The organism is Kribbella sp. NPDC043289 (assembly GCF_056436705.1).
The window spans coordinates 2,474,781-2,486,611 of the sequence record NZ_JBWKCB010000001.1 but is presented as its reverse complement, the minus strand read 5'-3'; the positions used below and the strand labels follow the sequence as shown (position 1 = coordinate 2,486,611).

Annotated in this window: 11 protein-coding genes; 8 read left to right on the top strand and 3 right to left on the bottom strand. The window is 70.4% G+C overall.

Annotation, left to right across the window (positions count from 1 at the left end):
* Positions 1-12: 12 nt before the first annotated feature.
* Positions 13-1,191, bottom strand: coding sequence for a cation:proton antiporter (locus AC0662_RS11770; protein WP_452194312.1), 1,179 nt, complete (start codon positions 1,189-1,191; stop codon positions 13-15).
* Between the two features lie 163 nt (positions 1,192-1,354).
* Here AC0662_RS11770 and AC0662_RS11765 point away from each other — a divergent pair, with 163 nt between their 5' ends.
* Positions 1,355-2,746 carry an alkaline phosphatase PhoX gene (locus AC0662_RS11765; RefSeq protein WP_478300141.1) on the top strand — a complete coding sequence of 464 codons (1,392 nt, stop codon included), beginning with the start codon at positions 1,355-1,357 and terminating at the stop codon, positions 2,744-2,746.
* Between the two features lie 16 nt (positions 2,747-2,762).
* On the opposite strand, the gene AC0662_RS11760 is transcribed toward AC0662_RS11765, so the two are convergent.
* A complete protein-coding gene (locus tag AC0662_RS11760) occupies positions 2,763-3,170 on the bottom strand; it encodes a ferritin-like domain-containing protein (protein WP_452194308.1) in 408 nt (135 codons plus the stop codon).
* Positions 3,167-3,727, bottom strand: coding sequence for a cell division protein FtsK (locus AC0662_RS11755; RefSeq protein ID WP_452194306.1), 561 nt, complete (start codon positions 3,725-3,727; stop codon positions 3,167-3,169). Before AC0662_RS11755 ends, AC0662_RS11760 begins: the two co-directional genes overlap by 4 nt.
* A gap of 151 nt (positions 3,728-3,878) precedes the next feature.
* Between AC0662_RS11755 and rimP the strand changes: the two genes are divergently transcribed.
* The 7 genes from rimP to AC0662_RS11720 all read left to right on the top strand — a co-directional run bounded on the left by rimP (position 3,879) and on the right by AC0662_RS11720 (position 11,816).
* A complete protein-coding gene (rimP, locus tag AC0662_RS11750; protein ID WP_478300139.1) occupies positions 3,879-4,427 on the top strand; it encodes a ribosome maturation factor RimP in 549 nt (182 codons plus the stop codon).
* Between the two features lies 1 nt (position 4,428).
* On the top strand, positions 4,429-5,421 hold the full coding sequence (gene nusA / locus AC0662_RS11745; protein ID WP_452194303.1) for a transcription termination factor NusA: 993 nt from the start codon (positions 4,429-4,431) through the stop codon (positions 5,419-5,421).
* Positions 5,422-5,766 carry a YlxR family protein gene (locus AC0662_RS11740; protein ID WP_478300137.1) on the top strand — a complete coding sequence of 115 codons (345 nt, stop codon included), beginning with the start codon at positions 5,422-5,424 and terminating at the stop codon, positions 5,764-5,766. It abuts the gene before it with no gap.
* Positions 5,767-5,947: 181 nt separating this feature from the next.
* Positions 5,948-9,178 (top strand): translation initiation factor IF-2, encoded by a 3,231-nt coding sequence (gene infB / locus AC0662_RS11735; protein ID WP_478300135.1) that lies wholly within the window; start codon positions 5,948-5,950, stop codon positions 9,176-9,178.
* Positions 9,179-9,275: 97 nt separating this feature from the next.
* The gene (gene rbfA / locus AC0662_RS11730; RefSeq protein ID WP_452194297.1) at positions 9,276-9,710 is read left to right on the top strand and encodes a 30S ribosome-binding factor RbfA; all 435 of its coding nucleotides are present in this window, start codon (positions 9,276-9,278) and stop codon (positions 9,708-9,710) included.
* Positions 9,711-9,778: 68 nt separating this feature from the next.
* Positions 9,779-10,609 (top strand): tRNA pseudouridine(55) synthase TruB, encoded by an 831-nt coding sequence (gene truB / locus AC0662_RS11725; protein ID WP_478300217.1) that lies wholly within the window; start codon positions 9,779-9,781, stop codon positions 10,607-10,609.
* 310 nt (positions 10,610-10,919) lie between these two features.
* On the top strand, positions 10,920-11,816 hold the full coding sequence (locus tag AC0662_RS11720) for an NAD-dependent protein deacetylase (protein WP_478300133.1): 897 nt from the start codon (positions 10,920-10,922) through the stop codon (positions 11,814-11,816).
* Positions 11,817-11,831 lie beyond the last annotated feature (15 nt).

Below are 11,831 nucleotides of genomic sequence, written 5' to 3'. Positions count from 1 at the left end.
CGCCGGCTTGCGTCACCGACTGCGGCGAGCCCGCTGCCGGCGGTCGATGGCGACGGCGATCGCGGGGTACACCAGCACCGACAGGGCGCCCGCGCCGACCAGCGCGGCGGCGTTCTCGGGCAGCATCTTGCCGGTCTCGCGCCCGATCGTGGTGAGGGCGACGAGCACCGGCAACGCCGTCGACACGATGAAGACGAGCTCGAGCCGTCGCGCCCACGGCAGTGCGGTCCGATACACCAGCAGCGTCGGCAGACCGCGGACGATCAGCAGCAGGAAGAAGAACAGGAACAAGCGCGCCGGGGCTTCGGCGATGGACTCCACGGCGAGCCCCATTCCCGACGAGACGAAGAAGATCGGGATGAAGAAGCCGTAGCCGATCGTATCGAGCTTGCGGTCGAGCCCCTCGACGTTGCCGGGCGCCCAGCGACGCAGGACGACGCCCGCGACGAAAGCGCCGAGGACCGCGTCGAGCCCGAAGTCGCTGGCGACGACGAGGAGCAGCAGCAACAAGGCGATGGTCCACCGCAGCGTTGCCTGCGTCGTCGCGTCTTCGCCCTCCGAGAGGATCCGGGCGATTCGACGACCGCGAACCAAGCGGGGCAGCAGCGCGCTCAGGACCAGCGCGAACAGGCCCATCCCGATCAGCGAGATGAGCCCGACGAACCGGCCGTAGGACCCGAGCAGGATCGCGATCGCCACGACGGGCAGGAACTCGCCGACCGCCCCCGCGGCGAGAACGTGGGAGCCGAAGGACCCGCGCAGCATGTCGTTGTCCCGCAGGATCGGCAACAGCGTTCCGAGGGCGGTCGTGGTCAGAGCGAGCGCGACCGGCAGGAAGTCCTTCACGACGCCCAGCGCCGCGAGTCCTCCGACGACGGCACCGGCCAGCCCCACCGAGACCAGCCACCCGGCCACGGCGAGTTTGCCGGACCGCTGCTTGAAGAGCGCCAGCTCCAGCTCGTAGCCGGCGAGCAGGAACAGGAACCCCAGGCCGACGTTCGAGAGCAGCGCGATGCCGCTCGGATCGGCCAGGCCGAGCCCGTGCGGCCCGACGACCACGCCGCCGACCAGGAGCAGCACGACCTGAGGGACCCGGAGCCGGCCCAGCAAGCCGACCAGCACCGGTGTCACGGCCGCCACCAACGCGACCACGAACAGGCTGGTCAGTCCCGAACCGAGGTCAGCGTCCATCTCACCAGCCTGACCATGGCTGGGCGCCGCGGGCCTCCCTCAGGTCGGACGATCGTCGCGGCGCCGGTGGTGAATTTCTCCCTCCAAGGTCTTGTTGTTTGCGAATTGTTTACCGTACGTTCACTTCTCACCACTGCTTGTCATCGAGCCAGGAGGCCGCGCCATGTCCAGTTCCCTGTCCAGACGTCAGTTCGTCGGTCGTGCGGCAGCGGCCGGTGTCGCGGTGAGCGTGGCCGGGTCGGTCGACGCGCTGTACACCGCGCAGCCGGCCCTCGGTACGTCGGGACCGGCGATCGGCTACGGGCCGCTGATCGAGGACCCCGACGGCATGCTCGACCTGCCCCGCGGGTTCAGCTACCGGATCCTGTCCCGCGAAGGCACCGTACGGCCCGACGGGCTGCAGACACCGAGCCGGTTCGACGGGATGGGCGTCTTCCCGGACCGCGACGGCGGGACCCGGCTGGTCCGTAACCACGAGTGCAGCCCGACCTCGAAGATCAAGGTCGTCGCCCCCGCCGAGCGCACCTACGACCCGGGCGGCGCCGGCGGCACCAGCACGCTGGCGGTCGACCGGCACAACGCGACCACGAAGGAGTTCGTCAGCCTCGGCGGTACGGCGATCAACTGCTCCGGCGGCCACACGCCGTGGCGCACCTGGCTGACCTGCGAGGAGACCGAACTCAAGGCCGGCGACAGCGGCTACACCAAGGACCACGGCTTCATCTTCGAGGTCGACCCGTACGACGACCGCCGCAACGCGAACCCGTTCGCGCTGACCGCGATGGGCCGCTTCCAGCACGAAGCGGTCGCGATCGACCCGCGGACCGGGATCGTCTACGAGACCGAAGACGCCTTCGTCGCGCCGCTCGGTGGGTTCTACCGGTTCCTGCCGAATCGTCCGCGCGGTGGCTGGGGTGCGCTGCGGGCCGGCGGCGAGCTCCAGGCCATGCACATTCCGGGCCTGCCGGACCTGTCCGTGGTCCAGGAGGCCGGCGCCGAGTTCCACGACGTGCAGTGGGTGACGGTGCCGGATCCACTCGCGAAGACCGAGTCGGTCCGGGCGCAGGACTACGCCAAACCGATCACCGGCGGCTACAAGCTCGAGGGCTGCTGGTGGGGCGATCTGGACCGCTGTGTGTACTTCGTCTCGTCGTTCGCCCGGACCGAACTGGGGCCGAAGGTGGATCACGACGGTCAGGTCTGGAAGCTCGACCCGCGGAAGCGGACGCTGCGCCTCGAGGTGATCTTCACCCGGCCGAAGCCCGGCTCCGACGACCCGGAGTTCGACGCCCCGGACAACATCACGATGTCGCCGTACGGCGGTCTGATGATGTGCGAGGACGGGCTCGGTGAGCAGCACATCCTCGGCACCACCGCGGCCGGCGAGGTGTTCAAGTTCGCCCGCAACCGGGTGAACATCGGGACGCCGGACAAGCCGTCGTACGGCGAACTGTCCGGCGTCGGCTTCGCGGCGGACGGCCGGACGATGTTCTTCAACGTCTACAACCCCGGGATCACCTACGCGATCACGGGCCCGTGGCGGCGCCGCCGGTGAACTAGCCGCTGGTGAGCTAGGCGCCCGGGAAGGCCACGGGCGCTCCACCCCAGGTGAGCTGGGCGGTCGCGGATCCGAGCAGGCTGTCGACCGCGAACGCCCGGACCGCGGGTTGTTCGGCGGCCTCGACGAGGTCGCCGTACACCGCGGCGATCCGGCGCTCGATCAGCAGCACCAGCGCGGTCGCGGTCGCGGTGTTCGTCACGGCCTGCGGCAGGTCGTACGCCGGTTCGGCCGCGACCGGGGTCTCGCCGGCCGCGACCAGCAGCGCGCTCAGCCGGTCGCGGTTGTCGCGGTGCTGCTCGAACGTGTCGGTGGCGTCGCGGAACCTGGCACCGCTCAGCTTGCCGCCGGCCACGCCGACGCCGTACAGCGCGGCGTGCTCACCGGCCAGGGCGGCCTGCAGGGCTTCCACCTGGTTCACGACGCCGCCTTCTTCTTCTTGGGTGCGAGGGTGGAGCCGAGCTGGGTCTCGGCGGCGGCGATCGTCGCCAGCAGCCGGGCCGGGGCGCCGGACAGCTTGCCGGCCGCTGTCGCGTGGGCGGTCGCGGCGAGCTTCTCCTGCTGGGCGAGCGCCGCCAGCGCGGCCACCGACGACGCGGGGACCTTCGGCGGCTGGGTCGCCTTCGCGGCCACCCCCTGCGTCTCCTTGAGCTTCGCGAGATGGCTCACGTGGTACTTCGCTCCGGCGGCGAGCTGGGCCCGCAGCGCGGGAAACTTCCGGCTCAGGGTTGCGTAGTACTGGGACAATTGAGTCACCTGGGTCGCCGCCGTACTGAGCGCCGCGACGACCGCGGGGTCGACCGTCGGCGTCTCCTTGGCCGGACCCTGCGACGACGAGGGCGTTCCGTTGCCGGCACCCGGCGTACCGGACCCCGCGGCGGGATCGTCCTTGCAGCCGGTCAGCGCGAACGCGCCAGGCACGAGGGCGGCGGTCACGACGACGGCACGTCGAGTCAGCGATCGGCGGCGTTCAGGCACGGCGGAACCATACCTGGTGACGCGCCGACAACCGGTCCGGGACGAGCCGGTGACCCGGAACGGCGCAGCGGCCGGATAGGGTGGGCTACTGCCCTTGGCGCGATCGCCAAGGATGGAACGGGTGCACAACTGGAGAGAGGCAGGTCAACCTGTGAGCCGAAAGCCGAATCCCACGGGCCACACGGACACCACGAGCCTCGAGAACTTCCTGCGGCCGATCGTCGAGCAGTTCGGCTGCGATCTGGAGGCCGCGGACATCGCGCCGGCCGGCCGCCGCCGTTTGCTGCGGGTCCTGGTCGACCGCGACGGCGGGATCACCCTGGACGACGTCGCCGACGTCACCCGGGCCATCTCCAAGGCGCTCGACGTCGACGACATCATGGGCGAGGGCGCGTACACGCTGGAGGTCTCCAGCCCCGGCGTGGACCGGCCGCTCACCCTGCCCCGGCACTGGCGGCGTAACACCGACCGGTTGGTCGCGGTGACGCTGACCGCCGGCGGGAAGGTGACCGGGCGCATCAAGTCCGCCTCCGACGAGGCGGCCGAGCTGGACGTGAACGGCAAGCGGCGGACCGTCGCGTACGCCGACGTGGCCAAGGCCAAGGTCCAGATCGAGTTCAACCGGGCTGCCGGCAACGACACTGAGCCATCTTCTTTAGGTGGAGAAACACCTGCCGACGGCACGGTGGAGGAGAACTGACATGGACATCGACATGGCCGTGCTGCGGTCACTGGAACGGGAGAAAGACATCTCCCTGGACGTGGTCGTCGAGGCGATCGAGCAGGCGCTGCTGGTCGCGTACCACCGCACCGAGGGCGCCCAGCAGCACGCCCGCGCCGAGCTGGACCGCAAGACCGGGCACGTGACCGTCTACGCCCGCGAGCTCGCGGAGGACGGCACGGTCGCGCGCGAGTACGACGACACACCCGCCGACTTCGGCCGGATCGCCGCCACCACCGCGAAGCAGATCATCCTGCAGCGGCTCCGCGACGCCGAGGACGAGGTCCGGTACGGCGAGTTCTCGGGCAAGGAGGGCGACATCGTCTCCGGTGTCGTCCAGCAGGGCCGCGACCCGCGCTCGGTGATGGTCGACCTCGGCAAGATCGAGGCCGTGCTCCCGGCGCCCGAGCAGGTGCCGGGGGAGAAGTACGAGCACGGTTCCCGGCTGCGGGTGTACGTCGTCGGCGTCCGCAAGGGCTTCAAGGGCCCGCAGATCACCGTCAGCCGGACGCACCCGAACCTGGTGAAGAAGCTGTTCGCGCTGGAGGTGCCGGAGATCGCCGACGGCACCGTCGAGATCACCGCGATCGCGCGTGAGGCTGGTCACCGTACGAAGATCGCGGTCCGGACGCTGAACCCGTCGGTGAACGGCAAGGGCGCCTGCATCGGGCCGATGGGGCAGCGGGTGCGGAACATCATGCACGAGCTGCACGGTGAGAAGATCGACATCATCGACCACAGCGACGATCCGGCAACGTTCGTGGGGAATGCGCTGTCCCCGGCGCAGGTTACGTCGGTGGAGGTCGTCGACGCCGCGGCACGTGCCGCGCGGGTCGTCGTCCCCGACTACCAGCTCTCGCTGGCGATCGGCAAGGAGGGGCAGAACGCCCGCCTCGCCGCCCGCCTCACCGGGTGGCGGATCGACATCCGGCCGGATACCGATGTGACTCGGGATGGCGAGAAGGTAGACTGAGTGCTCGGTCGGTCGACTGAGTCGCAACCACACCCTGAGGATCACCTGACAGTGACGGCGGACGCGCGCCCTGGACTGAGTCAATCTCACCAGGCCCGGGAGCGCACCTGCATCGGGTGCCGGAAGCGATCCGGTCCGGCTGACCTGCTGCGGATGACGGTTTCTGGCGGTCTCGTACTGCCGGATCCCGATCGTCGGGCACCTGGCCGTGGGGCGCATCTGCACCCGACGACCAAGTGCTTCGATCTCGCCGTCCGGCGCAAGGCGTTCCCCCGGGCCTTCCGGCTCTCGGGTCCGCTCGACGTGACCGGGCTGCAGGACTACGTCGCGCAGCGTGATAAGTAAGAAGTAACACCAATGGCAGTCTCCGGGCTGCCCACGACGGTTCAGACCGTGCCGTCGTGACGACTTGAAGGCGGGTCCATCGACTCATGACCACTCGATGAGTGTCTACCGATGAGTGCAAAGCGATGAGCACGTACGTCAACTAACGGTCCGCGCCCAGGCTCGGACCAGAGGGAGAGTAGTGGCAAAGGTCCGGGTCTACGAGCTCGCGAAGGAGCTCGGAGTTACCAGCAAGGTCGTTCTGACCAGACTGAACGACATGGGCGAGTTCGTCCGGTCGGCATCCTCGACAATCGAGGCACCTGTCGTCCGGCGGTTGGCGGAGGAGTTCGAGAAGAACCCGCCGAAGAAGCGCACGGCCAAGAAGGCCGCTGCCAGCACGTCTGCCGCGCCGCAGGCGACCGCACCGGTCGCGCCCGCGGCGCCGAAGCCGGCCCAGCCGGCGACCCCGAAGGCTCCGGCCGAGCGTCCCGCTCCGGTCGCTGAGCCGACCCGGGCCCCGGTGGCCGAGTCGGCGCCTGCTCCGGCCGCTCCGGTGACCCCGGCAGCGACGGCTCCGGCGACCGAGTCGACGCCGGCTCCGGCGAAGGCCGCTCCGGCTCCGGGCGCCCGTCCGGGTCCGCGTCCGGGCCCGAAGCCGGGTCCGCGTCCGGAGCCCACCCCGGTGGAGTCCGCTCCGGCGGCTGCCGAGGCTCCGGCCCCGGCGGCTCCGGTGACCGAGACTCCGGCTCCGGCGACGCCGTCGTTCGAGGCTCCGGCCGCGAAGGCGGCTCCCGAGTCCCCGGCCTCGTCGGCTCCGGCCCCCGCGCCGCGCCGTACCGGTGGCGACAGCTCGGCCCGTCCGGGTCCGCGTCCGGGCGCTCCGCGTCCGGGTGGTTCCCAGCAGGGTGGCGGCGGCCGTCCTGGTCCTGGTGGTCAGGGCTCCGGCCCGCGTCCGGGTGCGCCCCGTCCGGGTGCCCCGCGTCCCGGCGCTCCGCGTCCGGGTGGTTCCCAGGGTGGCGGCGGTCCGCGTCCGGGTGCGCCGCGTCCGGGCAACAACCCGTTCAGCTCGACCCAGGGCATGCAGCGTGGTGGCCGTCCGGGTCCGGGCGGTGGCGGTGGCGGTGGCGATCGTGACCGTGACCGGCAGGCTCCGAGCCCGGCCGGGATGGCGCCGCGCCCGCCGCAGAACCGTCAGGGCGGTGGCGCCGGCGGTAGCGACCGGCCGCGTTCGGGCGGTGTGCCCGGCGCTCCGCGTCCGAACCCGGCGATGATGCCGAAGTCCTCGGCCGGAACCTTCACCGGTCGCCCCGGTGGCGGCTCGGGTGGTCCTGGCGGCGGTGGCGGTGGCGGTGGCGGTCGTGGCCGTCCCGGCGGCGGTCCGGGTGCCGGTCCGCGCGGTGGCGGCGGTGGCGGTGGCGGCTTCCGTCCCGGTGGCGGCGGCCCGAGCGGCCCGCCCGGTGGCGGCGGTGGCCGTCCGGGTCCGGGCAACCGTGGTCGTGGCGGAACGCAGGGTGCCTTCGGGCGTCCGGGCGGTCCGGCCCGGCGTGGTCGTAAGTCGAAGCGGGCCAAGCGCCAGGAATTCGACAACATGCAGGCTCCGGCCGTCGGCGGCGTGCGCGTCAAGCACGGTGACGGCGAGGTCGTGCGGCTGCCGCGCGGCGCCTCGCTGACGGACTTCGCCGAGAAGGTCGGAGTCGACCCGGCGTCGCTGGTCCAGGTGCTGTTCCACCTCGGTGAGATGGTGACCGCGACCCAGTCGGTGAACGAGGAGACGCTCGAGCTGCTCGGGACCGAGCTGAACTACGACGTCCAGATCGTTTCGCCGGAGGACGAGGACCGCGAGCTGCTGCAGTCGTTCGACATCGACTTCGGCAACGACGAGGGCGACGAGAGCGACCTGGCTCCGCGGCCGCCGGTGGTGACCGTCATGGGTCACGTCGACCACGGTAAGACGAAGCTGCTGGACGCGATCCGGATGGCGAACGTCCAGGCCAAGGAAGCCGGCGGTATCACCCAGCACATCGGTGCGTACCAGGTGACCACCGAGGTCGACGGCCAGGAGCGGGCGATCACCTTCGTCGACACCCCGGGTCACGAGGCGTTCACCGCCATGCGTGCCCGTGGTGCGCAGGCCACCGACATCGTGATCCTGGTGGTCGCGGCCGACGACGGCGTGATGCCGCAGACGATCGAGGCGCTGAACCACGCCCGTGCGGCGGGTGTCCCGATCGTGGTCGCGGTCAACAAGATCGACGTCCCGGCGGCGGACCCGACCAAGGTGCGCGGTCAGCTGACCGAGTACGGCCTGGTGCCCGAGGAGTACGGCGGCGACACGATGTTCGTCGACGTCTCGGCGAAGTCCCGGATCAACATCGAAGGCCTGCTCGAGGGCGTCGTGCTGACCGCGGACGCGGCGCTGGATCTGCGGGCGAACCCGAAGATGCACGCCGAGGGCATCGCAATCGAGGCGAACCTCGACAAGGGCCGTGGTCCGGTGGCGACCGTGCTGGTGCAGCGCGGAACGCTGCGGGTCGGCGACTCGATGGTGGTCGGTCCGGCGTACGGCCGGGTCCGGGCCATGCTCGACGAGCACGGCGACCCCGTCGAGGAGGCGACTCCGTCGCGTCCGGTCCTGGTCCTCGGTCTGACCGCGGTACCGGGTGCCGGTGACAAGTTCCTGGTCGTCGACGACGACCGGCGAGCACGGCAGATCGCCGAGAAGCGGGAAGCCCGCGCTCGTGCGGCGGCCAACGCGAAGCGTCGCGCCCGCCGTACCCTCGAGGACTTCATGGCCTCGATGGAGAAGGGCGAGAGCCAGGAGCTGCTGCTGATCCTCAAGGGCGACGTGTCCGGTTCGGTCGAGGCACTGGAAGACGCCTTGGTCCGGATCGAGGTCGGCGACGAGGTCAACCTGCGGATCATCGACCGCGGGGTCGGTGCGATCAACGAGAACGACGTCAACCTGGCCATCGCGTCGAACGCCGTCATCATCGGCTTCAACGTGCGGCCGGCGGGCAAGGCCGGAGACCTGGCCGAGCGCGAGGGCGTGGATGTCCGGTACTACTCGGTCATCTACTCGGCGATCGACGACATCGAGGCCGCCCTGAAGGGCATGCTGAAGCCGATCTACGAGGAGGTCACCCTCGGCCAGGCCGAGATCCGGGAGATCTTCCGCTCCTCGAAGGTGGGCAACATCGCCGGTTGCTGGGTGACCAGTGGCCTGCTGAAGCGGAACGCGAAGGTCCGGTTGATCCGGGACGGCGCTGTCGTCGTCGACAACACCGAGTTGTCGTCGCTGAAGAGGTTCAAGGACGACGCGTCCGAGGTCCGCGAGGGCTTCGAGTGTGGTCTGACCATCAACAACTTCAACGACATCAAGATCGGCGACGTCGTCGAGGCGTTCGAGCTCCGCGAGAAGCCGCGCAGCTGATAAGTAGGCGGTGACCCGGCCCCGGGTCACCAGGAGTAGCGTCCGGAGAGACTGCGGTCTCTCCGGACGTTGTTCATGAATGAGGGAGTGAGCCCTGATGGGTGAAGCAAGGGCGAAGCAGCTGGCCGATCGGATCCAGGTGCTCGTCGCGGAGCTGCTCGAGCGCCGGGTCAAGGACCCGCGGCTGGGATTCGTCACGGTGACGGACGCCCGGCTGACCGGCGACCTGCGCGAGGCCAGCGTCTTCTACACGGTGTACGGCGACGAGCAGGAGCGGGCGAACACCGCCGCGGCGCTGGAGTCGGCGAAGGGCCTGATCCGCAGCGAGGTCGGCAAGGCGCTCGGCCTGCGGCACACGCCGAGCGTCGAGTTCTTCCTGGACGCCGTACCGGAGACCGCCGGTCACATCGAGGAGCTGCTGGAGAAGGCGCGGATCGCCGATGCCGAGGTGGCCAAGAGCGCGTCGGGAGCGAAGCCGGCCGGTGACGCGGACCCGTACAAGCACAAGGACGACGAGGACGAGCAGGACTGAGTACTGCGTTGAGCTCTGACTTCACCTCGACGTCCGACGGGATCGTCGTCGTCGACAAGCCGGACGGAATGACCTCGCACACCGTCGTCGCCCGGATCCGCAGACTGGCCGGGACCCGCAAGGTCGGGCACGCCGGGACGCTGGACCCGATGGCGACGGGTGTCCTGGTCGTCGGTCTGAACCGGGCGACGCGACTGCTCGGCCATCTCCAGCTCGCCGACAAGTCGTACGACGCGACGATCCGGCTCGGCGCGACGACGACGACCGACGACGCCGAGGGCGAGATCGTGTCGACCGCGCCGGTCGACGGGGTCACCGCGGAGGCGATCTCGACCGCGGTCGCCGGCTTCCGCGGCGAGATCTCGCAGGTGCCGTCCAAGGTGTCGGCGATCAAGGTCGACGGGAAGCGCGCGTACGAACGCGTGCGCGCGGGCGAAGAAGTCGCGCTGAAGGCCCGCGCGGTGACGGTGTCGCGGTACGACATCCTCGACGTCCGGGCCGATGCCGAGGGGATCTCGGTGGATGTCACCGTCGACTGTTCGAGCGGGACGTACATCCGCGCCCTGGCACGCGACCTGGGCGCCGAGCTCGGCGTCGGCGGTCACCTGACGGCGCTCCGGCGTACCCGGGTGGGGGCGTTCGATCTCAAGGTCGCGCACACACTGGAGGGGTTGGCGGAGTCGTTCGACTGGCTCCCGATCGCGGACGTTGCCGGGGGCACCTTCCCGCGGTACGACGCCGACGACGCGCAGGCGGCCGCCATCCGGACCGGCCGTCCGCTGTCCGGCCTGAACCTCGAGCCCGGCCAGACCGCCATGTTCGCCCCAGACGGCACGTTCCTCGCCCTGTACGAACCTCACGGCCCGCTCGCCAAACCCACCGCCGTTTTCGTCGCCTGACCGCGTTCGAGGGGCGGACCCCTCAAACGGTGGGTTGGCACCCTCATTTCGCTGCTCGCGGACGAACGACGACCGGCCGGGGTCCTCCCGCCCATGCCTCGCCCCAGGCCCCGCCGCCTTTGTGGAAACAATGTCGCGCCGGCTGATCCTTTCTTTCCACAAAGCCGCTGGTGACCGCCGCCATCAGCCGCTGACTGACCGTCGCCCGGCAGAACGCCGAACGCCGCCTCGCTGCAGGCCCACCGCGAGTCGCCTGACCCCGCACGTACTCGAGCCCGCACGTATTCGAGCCCGCACGTACTCTGGGGAGGTGCGTTCTCGTCCGACGTTGGAATGGGCCCCGGGGCCCGAGGTACTGGCGTTGGCGCCGGGGTCGACCGATATCGGCCCGGTCGCGGAAACGCTCGCCGCTGGGAAGGTCGTCGTACTGAGTGGTGCCGGGATCTCCACCGAGTCCGGCATCCCGGACTACCGCGGTGAGACCGGCAGCCTGCGTACCCACACCCCGATGACGTACGGCGACTTCGTGGCCAGCGAGACGGGTCGTCAGCGGTACTGGGCGCGCAGCCACCTCGGCTGGCGCACGATCGCCCGCGCGGACCCGAACGAGGGCCACCGCGCCGTCGCCGCCTTACAGGCCCGCGGCCACCTGAGCGGGGTGATCACCCAGAACGTCGACGGCCTGCACCAGGCCGCCGGCGCCCGCGACGTGATCGAGCTGCACGGCAACCTGGACCGCGTCATCTGCCTGGACTGCGGTACGACGTCGGCGCGGGAGACCCTCGACCAACGGCTCCGCGACGCCAACCAGACGTTCGCCGCCGAGGCAACGAGGATCAACCCGGACGGCGACGTCGAGCTCCCGGACGACGTCGTCCGCACGTTCGTCGTCGTCCCGTGCACCGTCTGCGGCGGCATCCTCAAGCCCGACGTCGTGTACTTCGGCGAGAACGTCCCGAAGAGCCGCGTCGAGCGCTGCTACTCGCTGGTCGACGAGGCCAGCGCGGTCCTGGTGCTCGGATCGTCGTTGACCGTGATGTCCGGCTTCCGCTTCGTCCGGTACGCCGCGAAGGCCGGTACGCCGGTGCTGATCATCAACCAGGGTCTGACCCGCGGCGATCCGTACGCGACGTACCGGGTGAACCTGCCGCTCGGGCAGGCGTTGACCGAGGTGCTGGAAGAAACCACCGGGCCGAGCCACGCGTGAGGTGGCCCGGCCCGG

Excerpts from the sequence above, each read along its gene's own strand:
- nusA (WP_452194303.1), top strand. The coding sequence starts at position 4,429 with ATGGACATCGACATGGCCGTGCTGCGGTCACTGGAACGGGAGAAAGAC.
- AC0662_RS11770 (WP_452194312.1), bottom strand. The coding sequence starts at position 1,191 with ATGGACGCTGACCTCGGTTCGGGACTGACCAGCCTGTTCGTGGTCGCG.
- rbfA (WP_452194297.1), top strand. The coding sequence starts at position 9,276 with ATGGGTGAAGCAAGGGCGAAGCAGCTGGCCGATCGGATCCAGGTGCTC.
- truB (WP_478300217.1), top strand. The coding sequence starts at position 9,779 with ATGACCTCGCACACCGTCGTCGCCCGGATCCGCAGACTGGCCGGGACC.
- AC0662_RS11765 (WP_478300141.1), top strand. The coding sequence starts at position 1,355 with ATGTCCAGTTCCCTGTCCAGACGTCAGTTCGTCGGTCGTGCGGCAGCG.